The organism is Streptomyces sp. NPDC053076, assembly GCF_044546845.1.
Taxonomy (GTDB): Bacteria; Actinomycetota; Actinomycetes; order Streptomycetales; family Streptomycetaceae; genus Streptomyces.
Genome location: NZ_JBITZL010000003.1, coordinates 399,461 through 417,052, shown reverse-complemented (window position 1 = coordinate 417,052; position 17,592 = coordinate 399,461). Strand labels below are relative to the sequence as shown.

General features: G+C 75.0%; 6 protein-coding genes. All 6 read right to left on the bottom strand.

The window, feature by feature from the left end; genetic code table 11:
* Positions 1-74: 74 nt before the first annotated feature.
* Positions 75-11,471 (bottom strand): SDR family NAD(P)-dependent oxidoreductase, encoded by an 11,397-nt coding sequence (locus tag ACIGYR_RS15275; RefSeq protein WP_399599343.1) that lies wholly within the window; start codon positions 11,469-11,471, stop codon positions 75-77.
* A gap of 65 nt (positions 11,472-11,536) precedes the next feature.
* Positions 11,537-12,817, bottom strand: a complete 1,281-nt coding sequence (locus ACIGYR_RS15270; protein ID WP_399599341.1) for a methylaspartate mutase — start codon at positions 12,815-12,817, stop codon at positions 11,537-11,539.
* Positions 12,814-13,263 carry a cobalamin B12-binding domain-containing protein gene (locus tag ACIGYR_RS15265; protein WP_391842776.1) on the bottom strand — a complete coding sequence of 150 codons (450 nt, stop codon included), beginning with the start codon at positions 13,261-13,263 and terminating at the stop codon, positions 12,814-12,816. The genes ACIGYR_RS15270 and ACIGYR_RS15265 overlap by 4 nt, the downstream gene beginning before the upstream one ends.
* Entirely contained in the window at positions 13,263-14,501 is a 1,239-nt protein-coding gene (locus tag ACIGYR_RS15260) for a type III PLP-dependent enzyme (protein ID WP_399599338.1), read from the bottom strand. Before ACIGYR_RS15260 ends, ACIGYR_RS15265 begins: the two co-directional genes overlap by 1 nt.
* Positions 14,498-16,024 (bottom strand): class I adenylate-forming enzyme family protein, encoded by a 1,527-nt coding sequence (locus tag ACIGYR_RS15255; protein WP_399599335.1) that lies wholly within the window; start codon positions 16,022-16,024, stop codon positions 14,498-14,500. Before ACIGYR_RS15255 ends, ACIGYR_RS15260 begins: the two co-directional genes overlap by 4 nt.
* On the bottom strand, positions 16,021-17,583 hold the full coding sequence (locus ACIGYR_RS15250) for an AMP-binding protein (protein ID WP_399599332.1): 1,563 nt from the start codon (positions 17,581-17,583) through the stop codon (positions 16,021-16,023). Before ACIGYR_RS15250 ends, ACIGYR_RS15255 begins: the two co-directional genes overlap by 4 nt.
* Between the last annotated feature and the right edge of the window lie 9 nt (positions 17,584-17,592).

Here is a 17,592-nt window from a genome sequence, read left to right as displayed (position 1 = left end):
TGACGCGGTGGAGGGTGCGCCGGGGTCGGGGGGTGAGGTGCCGGACGCGGCGCGTCGTCCGGCACCGGGGCGGGTCACTGGGTGCCGTTGCGGTCGAGCGCGGCGCGCACCAGGTCGGCCACGGCCATGGACTTGATGTCCAGGACCCGGTCGGCGGGGGCGGGGTCCCGCTCGGACAGCTTCAGCAGGCTGTCCAGCAGGCCGGCCTCCCGGATGCGGGCGACGGGGATGCGGGAGATCAGACCGCGCAGTTCGTCGTCGCCGTGCCGCGTCGCGCTGTCCCCGGGTTCCCCGGTGCCGGGCACGAGCCGTTCCAGGAGGTGGCCGGCGAGGGCCGCCGGGGTGGCGTAGTCGAAGATCAGTGTGGACGGCAGACGCAGTCCGCTGACCGTGTTCAGCCGGTTGCGCAGTTCGACGGCGGCGAGCGAGTCGAAGCCCAGCTCGGTGAAGGCGCGGCGCGGCTCGACCGCGGCCGGCCCGGCGTGCCCGAGGACGGCGGCCACCTCGGTGCGCACCGCCTCCAGCACGGTGTGTTCGTGGTCGGCGGCGGGGAGTTCGGCCAGTCGCTCCGTCAGGGTGCGGGTGCGGTCGCCGTGGTCCGGGCGGGCGGTGACGCCTGCCAGGGTCCGCAGTACGGCCGGGAGATCGGCGCCGCGCCGGCGCAGGGCGGCGGTGTCCAGCCGTACGGGTACCAGGACGGGGCTGCCGGAGGCCACGGCGGCGTCGAACAGTTCCAGTCCCTCGCTGGGCTCGAGCGCGCCGATCCCGGAGCGTTCGATGCGCTGCACCTCGGCCGCGTCCAGGCCGGCGCCCATGCCGCCGCCGGACCACAGGCCCCAGGCGAGGGAGGTGGCGGGCAGTCCGAGGGCGGCGCGGTGCGCGGCCAGCGCGTCGAGGAAGACGTTGGCGGCGGCGTAGTTGCCCTGGCCCGACGCGTCGACGGTGCCGGCGGCCGAGGAGAACAGCACGAAGTGGGCGAGGTCCCGGTCCAGGGTCAGTTCGTGCAGGTGCCAGGCGGCGTCCGCCTTGGGCCGCAGCACGGTGTCCAGTCGCGCCGGGGTCAGCGAGGCGACCAGGCCGTCGTCGAGGACGCCGGCGGTGTGCACGACGCTGTCGACGGGGTGGGCGGTGAGCAGGGCGGCGAGCGCGGCCCGGTCGGCGACGTCGCAGGCGGCGATCTCGGCTTCGGCGCCCAGGGCAGCCAGGTCCTGACGCAGCCGATCGGCGCCGGGCGCGTCGGGTCCGCGCCGGCCGGCCAGCACCAGGCGGGTCACGCCGTGCCGTTCGGCCAGGTGCCGGGCGACCAGGGCACCGAGTCCGCCGGTGCCGCCGGTGACGAGGACGGTGCCCCACGGGCGGTCCGGGCCCGGGGAGTCCGTCGCGTGTGCCAGGCGGGGGGCGTGTGCCCGGCCGTCCCGCCATCGTGCCTCCGGCTCCCCGGAGTCGAGCAGGGCGGCCAGCGCGGCGCGGTCCGGCACGGGGCCGTCGGGCGCGGCCCGTCCGACGAGGAGGATCCGGCCGGGGTCCTCGGCCTGCGCGGCCCGCACCAGCCCGTGCACCGCGGCGTCGGCGAGGCCGCCCCCGGTGAGGACGATCAGCGTGGAGCGGGCACAGCGCTGGTCGGCCGACCATGCCCGCAGGGTCTCCAGGGTGCGGCCCAGGACGGTCCGCACGGCGCCGGGCAGCTGCCCGCCCTCCGCTCGCGGGGCGGTGACCGGCAGGATCACCACGTCGGGGACGGTGGCGCCGAGCGTGTCCAGCCCGGCGTGCGCGGGGGCGCCGAGGCCGAGGTCGTCGTCGCCGAGGACCGCCCAGGTACGGCGGTCGGGGCGCCCGGCGGTCTCGGGCAGCGGTTCGTCGGTGACGGTGTAGAGGTGGCGCCGCCGCCGGGTGAGCCGGTCGGCGGTGACCGGGCGGGTGACGTACGACTCGACGGTGGCGAGGGGCCGGCCCTCGGTGTCCGTCAGTTCGACCCGGATGCCGTCGGTGCCGGGGGTGACGCGGACACGGGCGGTGCGGGAGCCCCGGGCGTGTGCGGTGACGCCGGTCCAGGCGAAGGGCAGCGCGATGGCTCCGGCGCCGTTCTCGGGCTCGTCCTGAAGGAGGGAGGTGACGTGCAGGGCGGAGTCGAGCAGCGCGGGGTGCAGGACGTGCCGGGCGGCGTCCTGGCCGGCGCCGGCGGGCAGTTCGAGCTCGGCGAGGAGGGTGTCGCCGTGCCGCCAGGCGGCTTGCACGCCGCGGAAGACGGGGCCGTAGTCGTAGCCCTCGGTGTGCAGGCGCGGATACAGGCCGGTGACGTCGAGCGGGGTGGCGCCGGGAGGCGGCCACGCGCCGGGCGCGGTGCGGGGACCGGCCGGAGACGCGAGGGCGGGACCGGAGGGGCCCGCGGTGTCGGTGCCGGTGGCGGGACCGGTGAGGGTGCCGGAGTCGGTGGCGGGGTCGGTGAGGGTGCCGGTGGCGTGCCGTGTCCAGTCCTCGTCGGCGGGGGCGTTCTCGGCCCGGGAGTGGATCTCCACGGTACCGTCGGCGCCGGCGGCGACCTGGAGGCGTACGGCGGTGTCCGCGTCCAGCACCAGCGGGGCGTGCAGGGTCAGTTCCTCCAGGACGGGGCGTCCGGTGAGGTGTCCGGCGTGCAGGGCGAGGTCGACCAGGGCGGCGCCGGGCACCAGGACCGTGCCCAGTACGGCGTGTTCGGCGAGGACCGGGTGGGTGGCGGTGGAGATCCGGCCGGTGAGCAGCAGACCGGCGTCGCCGGGCAGATCGAGGCGGGCGCTGACCAGCGGGTGGCCGGCGGTGGCGAGGCCGTGCCCGGCGGCGTCACCGGCGGTGACGGCGGCCGTGGGGAGCCAGTACCGGCGGTGGTCGAAGGCGTAGGTGGGCAGTTCGACGCGGCGCCCCGCGTACGTCTCGTACAGCACCGCCCAGTCGACGTCCGGGCCGCGGGTGTGGACGGCGGCCAGAGCGGCGAGCAGACCGGGCAGCTGGGCGGTGTCCTTGCGCGCGAGGGGGATGAACGCGGTGCCGTCGGCGTCGGGCAGGCAGTCGGGGCCCAGGGCCGTGAGCACGGGCGCGGCGCCGAGTTCGAGGAAGGTGTCGGCGCCCTTGGCGGCCAGAGTCGCGACGGCGTCCGCGAAGCGCACGGTCTCCCGTACATGCCGTACCCAGTAGTCGGCGGAGCCGAGTTCGGCGGCGGTGGCCGGGGCACCGGTGCGGGTGGAGACGATCGGGACGGCCGGCTGCGCCGCCTCGATGCCGGTCATGACCTCCCGGAACGCGGCCAGCATGGGCTCCATGCGGGGCGAGTGGAAGGCGTGCGAGACGCGCAGCCTGCGCGTGGTCGCGAACCGGGCGGCGACCTCGGTGACGGCGTCCTCGTCGCCGGAGACGACCACGGCGCGGGGGCCGTTGACGGCGGCGATCGCGCACCGCCGCCCGTCCAGCAGCGGTGTCACCTCCTGCTCCGACGCCTGTACGGCGACCATCGCGCCGCCCTCGGGCAGGGCCTGCATCAGCCGGCCCCGGGCGGCGACCGCGGTGACGGCGTCCTGAAGCGACCACACGCCCGCGACGTGCGCGGCGGCGAACTCACCGACGGAGTGGCCGGCCAGCCAGTCGGGGCGCAGCCCGAAGGACTCCAGCAGCCGGTAGAGGGCGACCTGTGTGGTGAACAGCGCGGCCTGTGTGTAGGCGGTCCGCTCCAGGGTCTCGGCGTCGTCGCCGAGGACGACCTCGGCCAGGGGCCGTTCCAGGTGCTTGTCGAAGAGTGCGGCGGCACGGTCGAAGTGCTCCGCGTAGACGGGGAAGGTGTCGTACCAGTCGCGGCCCATGCCGGGGCGCTGCGCGCCCTGACCCGAGAACAGGTAGGCGAGGTCGCCGTCGGTGGTGGAGCCGGTGACGAGCAGGCCCGGCGCCTCGGCGCCGCGTGCCAGGGCGTCCAGCGCGGTGGCGGCCTGGTCGTCGCCCGTCGCCAGGACGACGGCCCGGTGGGGGTGGGTGCCGCGGGTGGTGGCCAGGGCCAGGCCGAGGTCGGCGGGAGCGGTGCCGGTCGGCTCCAGCAGGCGCCGGGCCTGGCCGCGCAGGGCTTCGGGTGAGCGGGCGGAGACGGGGAGGGCGAGCACCGGCGGCGTGGTGGCCGGGTCCGGCTCCGGCGGCTCGGGCGCGGCGAACTCCTCCAACAGCACATGGGCGTTGGTGCCGCTGATCCCGAACGAGGACACACCGGCGCGGCGCGGGCGGTCCGGGGCCCGCCACGGGCGCTGCTCGGTGAGCAGCGCCACCCCGCCGGTACTCCAGTCGACCTGGTGGGACGGCGCGTCCACGTGCAGGGTCTTGGGCAGGACGCCGTTGCGCATCGCCATGACCATCTTGATGACGCCCGCGACACCGGCGGCGGCCTGGGTGTGTCCCATGTTGGACTTGATGGACCCCAGCCACAGCGGCTCACCGGCCGGCCGGTCCTGGCCGTAGGTGGCCAGCAGCGCCTGCGCCTCGATGGGGTCACCCAGCGTCGTACCGGTGCCATGCGCCTCGACGGCGTCGACGTCGGCCGGGGTGAGCCCGGCGGCGGCCAGCGCGGCCCGGATGACCCGCTGCTGGGAGGGGCCGTTGGGTGCGGTCAGTCCGTTGGAGGCGCCGTCGGAGTTGACCGCGGAGCCGCGGACCAGCGCGAGCACACGGTGGCCGTTGCGGCGGGCGTCGGAGAGGCGCTCGACGACGAGGACGCCGACGCCCTCGCCCCAGCCGGTGCCGTCGGCCGCGGCGGCGAAGGACTTGCAGCGTCCGTCGGCGGCGAGACCGCGCTGCCGGGCGAAGTCCACGAAGGTGTCCGGCGTCGACATGACGGTGACACCGCCGACCAGGGCGAGGTCGCACTCGCCCTGCCGCAGCGCCTGGGCCGCCAGGTGCAGGGTGACCAGCGAGGAGGAACAGGCGGTGTCGACGGTGACGGCCGGCCCCTCCAGGCCGAGGGCGTAGGCGACCCGGCCGGAGACGACGCTGCCGAGGCTGCCGTTGCCGAGGTAGGCGGCGAGGTCCTCGGGCACCTCGGCCAGCCAGCTGCCGTAGTCGTGGTACATGACGCCCGCGAACACACCGGTGCGGGAGCCGCGCAGCCGGTGCGGGTCGATGGCGGAGCGCTCCAGCGCTTCCCAGGACACCTCCAGCAGCAGCCGCTGCTGCGGGTCCATGGCGGTGGCCTCGCGCGGACCGATGCCGAAGAAGCCGGGGTCGAACTCGGCCGCGTCGTACAGGAAGGCGCCCTCGCGGGTGTAGGTGCGGCCGGGGGTGCCCGGCTGCGGGTCGTAGAGCGTCTCGGTGTCCCAGCCGCGGTCCGCCGGGAAGCCGCCGACCGCGTCGACGCCGTCGGCGACGAGTCGCCACAGGTCCTCCGGGGAACGCACCCCGCCGGGGTAGCGGCAGCCCATGCCGACGATGACCACCGGGTCGTCGGCGGCCGCGGTGCGGGTGGCGGGGGCGGCGCTCTCCGGCTCGCCGGTGCCGAAGAGCGTGTCGCGGACGTGCTCGGCGAGCGCGCGGGAGGTGGGGTGGTCGAAGACGAGGGTGGCGGGCAGCCGCAGTCCGGTGGCGGTGCCCAGCCGGTTGCGCAGCTCGACGGCGGCCAGCGAGTCGAAGCCGAGGTCGGTGAAGGCCCGGCCGGGGTCGACGGCGGACGGCCCGTCGTGCCGGAGCACGGCCGCCACTTCGGTGCGGACCAGGTCGAGCAGGGCGCGGTCGCGGTCGGCGGCGGGCAGCTCGGCGAGCCGGCCGGCCGTGGCCGAGGCGGGGGCGGCGCTCGCCGTGGCCCGCCGGGTGACCGGGCGCACGAGGGTGGTCAGCAACGGCGGTATGCCGTCGGGGCGGCGGCGTACGGCGGCGGCGTCGATCTCCACGGGCACGAGGTGGGGTGCGCCGGAGCGGACGGCGGCGTCGAACAGCTCCAGGGAACGTTCGGCGGACAGGCCGGGGATGCCGTGGCTCGCGATGCGCTCCCGGGCGGTGTCGTCGAGTGCGGCGCCCATGCCGCCGTCGGTGGCCCACAGGCCCCAGGCGAGCGCGGTGGCCGGCAGGCCGAGGACGGCGCGGTGCTCGGCGAGGGCGTCCAGATAGGCGTTGGCGGCGGCGTAGTTGCCCTGGCCGGGGCCGTCGAGGACGGCGGCGAGGGAGGAGTACAGCACGAAGTGGGCGAGGTCGCGGTCCCGGGTCAGCTCGTGCAGGTGCCAGGCGCCCAGCGCCTTGGCGTGGAAGACCTCGTCCACCATCTCGTCGGTGAGGGTGTCCACGATGCCGTCGCGGACGGTGCCCGCCGCGTGGACCACCGAGTCGACGGGGTGCTCAGCGAGCAGACGCCGCAGCGCCTCGCGGTCGCCGACGTCGCAGGCGGCCACGGTGACCTCGGCGCCGAGCGCGGTGAGTTCGGCGTGCAGTTCGGGGGCCGTGCCGCGGCGGCCGACGAGCACCAGACGGCGCACGCCGTGGGTGCGGACCAGGTGCCGGGCGAGCAGCGCGCCGAGGCCGCCGGTGCCGCCGGTGACGAGGACGGTGCCCCAGTCGGCGACGGCGCCCTCCCCGGAGGGCTGCGCGGTCAACCGCGGCACGGTGAACATGCCCTCGGCGAGGGAGAGTTCGGGTTCGCCGGTGGCGAGGATCTGTCGCAGGTCGGCCTCGGTGGGCAGCTGCTCGTGCTCGACGAGGACGTAACGCCCGGGGTTCTCCGCCTGGGCGGAGCGGACCAGGCCGCGGACGGCCGCGTGGGCGGGGCCGGCCGGCGGGGTGACGACGACGAGCCGGGTGCCGGTGAGGCGTTCGTCCGTCTGCCAACCGCGCAGCAGCCGCAGTATGTGCCGGACATGGGCGCGTGCCTCGGCGGCGTCGGCCACCACCGGGCCGGGCACGCGGTGCACGACGGCGTCCGGGGCCGGGCCGGCGAGCAGGGCGTCGATCCCGTCGGCTCCGCCGTCCAGGACGGCGATCCGCAGGGGTGCGGTGGTCGCCGGTCGGGGGTACGGCGACCACCGCACCGCGTACAGGACGTCCTCGGCCTGTACGGGGCGGGAGGTCAGGGCCTCGATGTCGGCCACCGGGGCGCCGGTGGCGTCGGCGAGGTGCAGGGCGATGGTGTCGCCGCCGTCGCGGGTGATCCTCACCCGGAGCGCCGGCGCGCCGGTGGCGTGCAGCGTGACGCCGGTCCAGGCGAACGGCACCAGCACCTCGGGGCGCGGCGGGGCGTCGAGGTCGGCGGCGTGCAGCGCGGCGTCGAGGAGCGCGGGGTGCAGACCGAACCCGGCCGCGTCGGCCGCGGTCTCCTCGGGCAGGGCGACCTCGGCGTAGATGTCGTCTCCGTGCCGCCAGACGGCGCGCAGGCCCTGGAAGGCGGGACCGTAGTGGTAGCCCTGCTCGGCGAGGTCAGCGTAGAGGCGCGTGGTATCCAGCGGCTGGGCGTCCCGCGGCGGCCACGTGGTCAGGTCGGCTCCGGCGGCCGGGGTGGTGGTGGCGAGGACGCCGGCGGCGTGCTGGGTCCAGGGGGCCGCCTCGTCGGCGCGGCTGTGGACCGTGACGCCGCGGCGGCCGGTGTCGTCGGGTTCGCCGACGGCGACCTGGACGGCGACGTCCTCGTCGGCGCGCAGCACGAGCGGGGCGCCGAGGGTCAGCTCCTCCAGGGCGTTCGCGCCGACGTGGTCGCCCGCGCGCAGGGCGAGTTCGAGGAAGGCGGTGCCGGGGAACAGCACCCGCCCGGCGATGACGTGGTCGCCGAGCCAGGGCTGGGTCCGGGTGGAGAGCCGCCCGGTGAGTACGACGCCCTCGGCGCCGACGGCGACCACGGCCGCCAGCAGCGGGTGCCCCGCGGACAGTTGGCCGAGGCCCGCCGCATCGGTGGCGGTGCTCTGCTCCAGCCAGAAGCGGCGCCGCTGGAAGGGGTAGTGGGGCAGGTCGATGCGGCGCCCGCCCAGGCCGGAGAAGTGCCGCCGCCAGTCGACGGGGACACCTCGGGCGTGGGCGGCGGCGAGCGCCGCGACGGCCTCGCGTGCCTCGGGCCGCTCGCGCCGCAGCACGGGCAGGAAGGCGGTGCCGGGTGCGTCGGTGCAGTCCGGGCCCATGGCGGACAGCACCGCGTCGGGGCCGATCTCCAGGAACGTGCGCAGCCCGGCGTCGGCGAGCGTGCGCACGGCGTCGCGGAAGCGGACCCGGGCGCGGACGTGCTCCACCCAGTACTCGGGGTCGCACAGCTCGGAGGTGACGGGGCCGCCGGTGACGGTCGACACGACCGGCAGCCTCGGCTCGGCGTAGTCCAGGACGTGGGCGATCCGGCGGAACTCGGCCAGCATGGGTTCCATCAGCGGCGAGTGGAAGGCGTGGCTGACCCGCAGGCGCTTGGTGTCGTGGCCGCGCGCGGTGAGTTCGGCGGTGATGTGTTCCACGTCGGCCGCGTCGCCGGAGACCACGACGGCGGTGGGTCCGTTGACGGCGGCGATGCCGGTACGGGGTGTGAGCAGCGGCGTCACCTCGTCCTCGGCGGCGCGTACGGCGACCATGGCGCCGCCCTCGGGGAGTTGCTGCATGAGCCGGCCGCGGGCGGCGACCAGGATCGTCGCGTCCTGGAGGGTGAGCACGCCGGCCACGTGCGCCGCGGCGATCTCACCGACGGAGTGCCCGGCGAGCTGGTCCGGGTCGAGCCCCCAGCTCTCCAACAGGCGGTACAGGGCGACTTCCACGGCGAACAGGGCGGGCTGCGCGTACTCGGTACGGTGCAGCAGCTCGGCCTCGGGGGTGCCGGGCGCGGCGAACAGCACGTCCGGCAAGGGCCGGTCGAGCTGGAGGTCGAAGTGGGCGCAGGCGTCGTCCAGGGCGTTGGCGAACGCCGGGTGCGTGGAGGCGAGTTCGCTGCCCATGCCGGTGCGCTGGCTGCCCTGCCCGGTGAACAGGAAACCGACTTCGCCGTCGGCGCGCGGGGTGAGGGGCGTGGCGCCGGAGGCCAGGTCGTGGAGGGCGGCGCGCAGTTCCGCGCGATCGGCGGCGACGAGGACGGCCCGGTCGCGCAGGGCGGCCCGGGTGGTGGCCAGCGAGTGGGCGAGGTCGAGCGGGTCGGCTTCGTCGACCAGGGGCAGCAGGTCGGCGGCCCGCGCCCGCAGGCCGGCCTCGCCCCGGGCGGACAGGGCGAAGGGCAACGGCACCGCTACGGCCTGCGCCCCGCGAGCCCCGACTCCGCCCCCATCCCCATCTCGGACGTCATCTCCGGCTCCGGCTTCATCTCCGACTCCGGCTCCATCTCCGGCTCCGGCTCCGTCTCCGGCTCCGGCTCCGTCTCCGGCTCCGGCTCCGTCTCCGGCTTCATCTCCGGCTCCGGCTCCGGCTTTAGCTCCGGCTTCAGTTCCGGCTCCGGCCTCGGCTCCAACTCCATCTTCGGCTCCGGCTTCGGCTCCGGCTCCAACTCCGGCTGCGGCTCCAACTCCATCTCCGGCTGCGACTCCGACCCCACCCCCATCTCCGGCTTCGGCTCCATCTCCGGCTCCGGCTCCGGCCTCGGCTCCGGCCTCGGCTCCAACTCCATCTCCGGCTGCGGCTTCGGCTTCGGCTCCATCTCCGGCTGCGGCTGCGGCTGCGGCCTCGGGTTGAGTGTGAGCGTCAGCGGCCGTCGGCTCGCTTTCCCGCCCCGCGGGTGTGGTGCTGTCCGCGGGAGCCGGCTGCTCCGGCAGGCCGGTGCCCGTCGGCCCAGGCAGCTGACGGACGACGCTGGGCGCCGGCTCCGGCTGCTCGCGGACGCCCCGCACCGTCGGTTGCGGCTCTTGCGGGAGGCCGGTGTCCGTCGGTTCCGGCTGTTCCAGGATCACGTGGGCGTTGGTGCCGCTGACCCCGAACGACGACACACCCGCCCGCCGGGCCCGGCCCGTCTCGGGCCACGGGCGCTGTTCGGTGACGAGTTCCACGGCCCCGGACGACCAGTTGACGTGCGGGGTGGGCGCGTCGACGTGGAGGGTCGCCGGTATCCGCCCGTGCCGCATCGCGAGGATCGTCTTGATCAGGCCGGCGGCGCCCGCGGCGGCCTGCGTGTGCCCGAGGTTGGACTTGACCGAGCCGAGCAGCAGCGGAGCGTCGGCGGGGCGGCCCCGGCCGTAGGTGGCGAGCAGCGCGGTGGCTTCGATGGGGTCGCCGAGCCGGGTGCCGGTGCCGTGCGCCTCGACCACGTCGACGTCGGCGGCGGTGAGACCGGCGTCGGCGAGCGCCCGGCGGATCAGCCGCTGCTGGGAGGTGCCGTTGGGCGCGGTCAGGCCGTTGGAGGCGCCGTCCTGGTTGACGGCGGAGCCACGGACGACGGCCAGCACGCGGTGCCCGTGGCGGCGGGCGTCGCTCAGCCGCTCCAGGACGAGCACGCCGACGCCCTCGGCGAATCCGGTGCCGTCCGCCGCGGCGGCGAACGCCTTGCAGCGTCCGTCGGGCGCGAGACCGCGCTGCCGGCTGAAGGCGGTGAACACGCCGGGGCCGCCCATCACGGCCACGCCGCCCGCGAGCGCCAGCGTCGACTCGCCCTGCCTGAGTGAGCGGCACGCCAGGTGCACGGCGACCAGGGAGGCGGAGCAGGCGGTGTCGACGGTGACCGCCGGGCCCTCGGCGCCCAGCACATAGGCGACGCGGCCGGAGATCACACTGTTCGCGTTCCCGGCGAGCAGATAGGCGTCGAGCCCGTCCGGGGCGTCGTGCAGCCGCGGGCCGTACTCCTGTGTCTCGGCACCGAAGAACATGCCGGCCGGGGTGCCGCGCAGCGCCGTGGGGTCGATGCCGGCGTCCTCCAGGGCCTGCCAGGAGGTCTCCAGGACCAGGCGCTGCTGTGGGTCCATGCCGAGCGCCTCGCGCGGGCTGATGCCGAAGAACTCGGCGTCGAACTCGGTGGCGGTGTCGAGGAACCCGCCGGTGCGGACGTAGGCGCTGCCGGGCACCTCGGGGTCCTCGTCGTAGAGGGCGTCCAGGTCCCAGCCGCGGTCCTGGGGGAAGCCCGAAAGGACCTCGTCGCCGTCGGTCAGCAGCCGCCACAGGTCGGCGGGCGAGGAGATACCGCCCGGGAACCGGCAGCCGAGGCCGACGACCGCGATGGGCTCGTCGGCCGTGCCGTCACCGGCCGGCTCGGCGTGGTCGTCCGCCCGGCCGTGGACCTCGGCGAGCAGCCGGGCGGCCAGCTCGTGGACGGTCGGGCAGTCGTAGGCGAGGGCCACCGGCAGTTCGAGGCCGGTCTGCTCGGTCAGCCTCCGGTGCAGGTCGACCGCGGCGAGCGAGTCGAGTCCCTGCGCGGAGAAGGGGGCCGCCGGGTCGAGGGCGTCCACCGTGCCCGGCCGGGCCGCCTCGATCGCCTCGGCCACGGTGGTTCGCACCAGTTCGGTGACCAGCCTGCGGTGCTGGGACGGTACGGCCGTGGCGAGCCGTCGTGCCAGCGCTGAGTCGTGTCCGGGCCCGTTCATCCACGCATCTCCACTTTCGGCCGACACCGGTTTTCCTCACCTTTTTCCACACCGTAGTGACGGGCCCGGAAAGGCCACACCCTTAAGGACCCCTAGGGGCGGGCGGGTTCGTGGGCCCGCGTGTCCTCGGGGTCGTGCCGGTCGTAGGAACGGCGCACATAGGACAGGGATTCGAGCAGCCCCGCGGAGGTGATGGCCTGCGCCGGGCGTACGTCGGCGATACCGTTCAGCGGCATCTTTCCGATGTCGGCCCAGCGCAGCCGGCCGTCGGCGTCGATATAACTCCGGCTGAATCCGGCGTTGTCCGGATGCAGACAGTAGGGAACGTCGAGACGTCCCTCGGCGAACGCCGCCAGCAGCGCCGTACCGAGGTCGTCGTCCAGCTCCAGCACCGCGTTCACCAGTGCCGACGCCTCGGCGTACGTCTGGGAGCCGGTGCCGTCCTGCGGGGCGCGCGGGGTTCGCGCCGCGACCGCCGCCGCGTGTTCGAGGGCGGCGACGTTCTCCGCCACGGTCGGAATGCGGCGGGATTCCGCGACGGTTTTCACAATGAGCCGTTCGGAGCCGCTGGCGACGGCGAGTTCGGCCGCTTTCCCGAGCAGCCGGTAGGCGCCCTCTGCCGTTTCCGGATACAGCCCCATGTAGGCGTAGACGACGACATGCCATTCGGTGTCCGGCAGGAATCGCGCGCACAGGCTGCGCAACGCGGCCACCGCTTCGGCGTCCTGGCGCGGATCGGTCTGCTGGGCGTAGCTCACCGAAATGCTCCGGATGCCGTGCCGGCGGAAGAACAGCGCCTCCAGGAAACTGACGGCGACGAGCAGGCCGGGCGGGCAGAGCTGGCCGAGGACGCAGCCGCCGAAGGTCTCCAGATGCGGTTCGGCGCCCGACTCGCGCAGGGTGGCGAGCAGTTCGCAGGATGCGGCCCAGTGGGCGACGGACTCGCGCAAGGGGACGCGGCCGTAGGGCAGGCAGTAGGAGACCGGGCCGCCCTCGGAGGCGTCGAGCCCGACGGCCGTCAGCGCCCGGAAGATGTCCCGCGGCGTGGCCGAGCCGTGCCGGACCTGTACCGGGAAGCCGGGGCCGTGGATGCCGTCGAGCACGCTGCGGGTGGTGGTCCTCGTGTGGCTCACGATCGGGTAGCCGTTGAGGGCGACGCCTTCGAGGACGGCCAGTTCCGCCGACTCCAGGTCGCCGACCCGGGTGTAGCTGTCCAGGGTGATCGTGCCGACGGTGGTCGCCGCGGCGTTCCGGGTGGCGAGCAGCCCGGCCCGCATCCGTTCCGGGCTGCTCATCCCCATCCGGGGCTGGACCACCAGGTGGCCGGCGTCGTGAGCCCGGCGCACGAACGCGCCGAACCCGACGCCGGTCACACCAGGGCCCGCTGCGGCAGCGTCGAGAGCAGCTGCCGGAACGCGGCCACACCCTCGGCGCTGTCGTCGAACACCGCGTCGTAGCCGGCGGCGCGCAGCGCGGCCACCTCGTCGCTGCCGCAGGGACCGGCGATGCCGAGCTTGCCGCCGATGACGGCGGGCACAGCGGCGAGTTCGGGGTGTTCGCGCAGCCGGGTGACGGTCCGCATACCGTCGTGGTAGCCGTGGCCGTTGACGCTGCTGACCACGATGAGGGCCGGACGGTGGGCGAGGGCCTCGCTGATGAGCAGGTCCTCGGGCACGCAGGGGCCGAGGTTGACCACGCGGTGCCCGTGCTCTTCGAGGAGGAGCTGGAGGTAGACGAGGTTCCAGGTGTGGGAGTCGGAGATGCCGCCGGCCACGAGGACCGGCTGGTCACCGGGGGCGGGGATCGGGTAGGGGCTCATCACAGGGCCTGTCCGTGTTCGTAGGTTCGGGTGTGCTGGATGCGGGAGACGGAGACGAGGTCGGCGCCGCGGACCACGATCTCGGCGGGCGCGGGCCGGCCGAGGAACATCAGCAGGCTGGCCGTGGGGCCGTAGGAGCCGGCGTTGGGCACGGTGAGCAGGTCGCCCGGTGCCAGTTCGGGCAGCGGGACGTTCCGGCCGAGCAGGTCGCCCGGGGTGCACAGCGGCCCGGCGAGGCTCGCCGGGGTGCCGTCCGCGCCGACGGACTCCCGGGGTTCGACGGAGACCGGCATGATGCGGCCGAGGCCGGACATGCCGCCGAAGGTGTTGATGCCGGCGTCGAGCACCAGATAGCGCTGATCGCGGCTGTCCTTGACGTTGACGACGGAGGTGAGCAGGGTGCCGCTGTCGGCGACCAGGTAGCGGCCCGACTCGCAGGCGATCCGCGGGGCGCCCTCGCGCCAGCCGGGGAAGCTCTCGTCGAGCGTCTCGGTGAGGGCGTCGCGGAGCTCGCCGTAGACCGGTCGCTCGCCCTGCACGGCGTACGGCGCGGCGAATCCGCCGCCGATGTCGACGAAGCGGAACGTGACGCCGAGGGCGTCCTGGAGGGCCGCGGCGGTGGCGAGGGTGTGGCGGAACTCGGCGATGAGGCTCGCCTCGTCCTTGGCGTTGCTCAGCGGGAAGAAGTGCAGCCCCGCGATGCTCGTGCCGGGTACCTCGCGCAGTTCGGCGGCGAGGCCGGGCAGGGTCTCGCTGTCGAAGCCGAACTGCGAGGGCACGCCTGTCATGCGGATGCTGGTGGCCGCCGCGCCGGTGGCGTTGTTGACCCGGATCAGACAGTCGGCGGTGAGGCCGAGCTTCAGCGCCGTCTCGCCGACGCGGCGCAGGTCGCCGGGTGACTCCGTGGAGAACAGCCGGACGCCGCGCGTCAGCGCCTCGGTCAGTTCCCCGGTGGTCTTGCCGGGGCCGGTGTAGAGGATCCGGTCGCCGGGGAAGCCGGCCTCCAGGGCGGCGTCGAGTTCGCCGACGGAGCTGATCTCGGCGCGGCAGCCGCGGGCACCGCCGGAGCGCAGCTCGCGCAGCAGTTCCGGGTGCGGGTTGGCCTTGGCGGCGTAGAACACCTCGACCTCGTCCGGCAGCGCGGCGAACAGGTCGTCGCGGGCCGCCGCCACCCGGTCCAGGTCGTACACGTAGGACGGGGTGCCGAAGCGCTCGGCGAGCTCGGTGGGGCCGGTCACGGGGCGGTTCCTTCCAGGAGGCGGGCGAGCCGCTTGCGGTCGTGCTTGCCGTGCGGGGTCAGCGGCAGCTCGGCCACGACGCGGCTCACGCCGGGCACCTTCGCGGGCTCCAGCCGCAGCGACAGTTCCTTCAGCAGGGCATGCGGGTCGATGTCTCCCTCGGCGAACACCGCGAGGGCCCGGCCCTCGGCGGGCGGCAGCACGGCGGCGGCGCGGACGCCGGGGACGTCGGTGGCGGCGGCCTCGATCTCGGTGGTGCTCATGCGCACGCCCTTGTGCTTGAACATGTCGTCGCGGCGGCCCTCGTAGTAGAGGAAGCCGTCCTCGTCCACGTGGCCGAAGTCGCCGGTGTGCAGCCTGAGTCCGCCGTCGGGGGCGGGGCGGAAGGCGCGGGCGGTCTGCTCCGGCGACCGCCAGTAGCCGGGCATGACGTGCGGGCCCTCGACCACGATCTCGCCGGTCCGCCAGGGCGGCAGCTCCTTGCCCTCGTCGTCCACGACGAAGGCGCGGGTGCCGGGCAGCGGGCGGCCCACGGAGTCGGGCTTGGCGTCCTGGCAGGCGGGCGGGAGCACGGAGACGCGCTTGCACTCGGTCTGCCCGAACTGGATGACCACCTCCGCCCCGGGGAACGCCGTGCGCAGCCCGTCGGCGGTGGTCTTCGGCAGCGCGGCACCGGTGTTGGTGAACAGGCGCACCCGGGACTGCTGGCTCGGTTCGCGGTCCGCGAGGGCGCAGATCATGGTGGCCAGGGACGGCACGACCGGGACGACGGTGGCACCGGTCTCCCGGATGCGGCGCAGCAGGACCAGGTCGGACTCGCCGTCGGCGAGGACGATCTCGCTGCGGCCGGCCGCGGTGAGCAGCACCTTGTACAGGCCGTAGTCCCAGGAGATGGGGAAGCGGCAGAAGACCACGTCGTCGGGGCGGTAGCCGAGTTCCGAAGCGATGGCCTCGGTGGCGAAGACCATCCGGCCGTGCGGGCAGATCACCGCCTTGGGGGCGGCGGTCGAGCCGGAGGTGTAGACGAGGACGGCGATGTCCTCGGGGCCGACCTCGGCGCCGCCGGAGCGGGCCCCCCGCACCCGCAGGGCGGTGATCTCTCGCCACGCCGCGCCGAGGCCGAGGACCGGGACGCCGCCGGCGAGGGCGGTGATGCGGTCGACGGCGGGGTCGGTGACGACGACCAGCGAGGGCTCGGCGTTCTCGACGACGGCCCGCAGGTGGTAGTCCTTCATTCCGGTGTTGACGGGGACGAGGACGGCGCCGCGGCGGGCGGTGCCGTACAGCAGCGCGACGAGTTCGCGGGTGCTGGGCAGCTGGACGAGGACCCGGTCGCCGTGGCCGATGCCGTGTTCGTCCAGCCAGGTGTCGACGGCGTGGCTGTGGGCGGTGAGTTCCCGGTAGGTCCAACGGCCGGCGCCGTCGGTGACCGCCGGGGCGTCGGGGCGCTCGGCGGTGGCCTCGTCGAGCAGGTCGTGCAGCCGGGCGTCGGTGCGGGCCTGCGCTGTCGGTTGACCGTTCACTGCGACTCCTGCCGTCTTTCGTGTGTGCGTCCCGCTCCGGCCGGCTGCCGCATGGCCGTGGCCCGGGAGGCGAGCTTTCTGCGGTCGGTCTTGCGGTTGGAGTTGAGCGGGAGCGCGTCCAGGTGGTGGTAGGCGCGCGGGACGACGGCGGCCGGCAGCAGCTCCCGCAGGTGCCGCGCGAGCCGGGCGGGCGGCAGCGGCCGGCCGGTGTGGAAGACGGCCAGTTCCACCGTGCCGTCCACGGGCACCGCCACGGTCACGGCGTCCTCGACGCCCGGGCAGCTGCGTGCGGCGGCGTCGACCTCGGCCAGCTCCACCCGTACTCCGTGCACCTGGACCTGTGCGTCCTGGCGGCCCAGGTAGAGCCAGCCGCCGCCGTCGGCGCGCCGGACGCGGTCGCCCGTGCGGTAGAAGCGGTGGCCGTCCTTCGCCAGGAACCGTCCGCTGTCGTCGGCCGGATCGAGATAGCCGGACGTCAACTGGGGTCCGGCGATGCAGAGTTCGCCCTCGTCACCGGTGGCGGGCGTGCCGTCGGGGCCGAGCAGCAGCGTCTCGTGGCCCGGGTGGACGGCGCCGATGGGCACCATGTCGTTCAGATACCGTCCCGGCGTCCAGCGGTGCGCGGTGATGGTGATGGTCAGTTCGGTCGGACCGTACAGGTTCTCCAGCGTCGCGCCCGGCGCTGCGGCGGCCCAGTCCTCGGCGTCCTTGCAGCTGAGCGCCTCCCCCGCGAAGAAGCTCCACCGCAGCGACGCCAGCGCGCCCGGGGTGAGGCCGCCGGTGCGGCGCACCAGGGTGATCGCGCTGGGCGTGGAGAACCACACGGTCATGCGCTGTTCGTCCACGAACTCCGGGAAGTGCGCGTAGGCCCGGGCCGGTACGGGGACGACGGCGGCGCCGGCGCCCCAGGCGCAGAACAGGTCGAACATCGCGCAGTCGAAGTTGAGGTCGAAGGTCTGCGAGAAGACGTCGTGCGGGCCGAAGTCGTAGCGCTCGTCGAGCAGCCGGAAGTAGTGGGCGGTGTTGGCGTGGGTGACCGGCACGCCTTTGGGCCGGCCGGTGGAGCCGGAGGTGAACAGCACGTAGGCGGTGTCGGAGGGCCGGGCGGGCATGGGGGCCTTCAGGGCGCTGTCCGTGTCGACGGTGAGCGCCGGCAAGGGGTGCCCGCCGGGCGCGAACAGGGTCGGCAGGGTGACGCCGTCCGCGTGCAGCGCGGCCAGGGCGGGCAGAGCGTCGTCGTCGGCGAGCAGCGCGCCGACCCCGGCGGCCTCGATCATCTGCCGGGTGCGGGCCGCGGGGAAGGCCGGCTGGAGCGGTACGACGTTGACGCCGCTGTACAGGCCGGCCAGCAGGGCCGCGTACGCCGTGGGTCCCTTGCCGGCCAGTACGCCGACGGCGGACGGCTCGTCGGGGAGCCCGGCCAGCAGCGAACCGGCCAGGACCAGGGCGCGTTCGTGGAGTTCGCGGTAGCTGAGGTCGACGCCGTCGGCGCGCAGCGCGGGCCGGTCCGGTGCGAGGGCCAGGCCGCGCGCGAACCGGCCGGACAGCGTGCCGTCCATGGTGGGGTC

Coding starts and splice junctions, on each gene's coding strand:
- ACIGYR_RS15265 (WP_391842776.1), bottom strand. CDS start 13,263: ATGAGCCCCTACCCGATCCCCGCCCCCGGTGACCAGCCGGTCCTCGTG.
- ACIGYR_RS15250 (WP_399599332.1), bottom strand. CDS start 17,583: ATGGACGGCACGCTGTCCGGCCGGTTCGCGCGCGGCCTGGCCCTCGCA.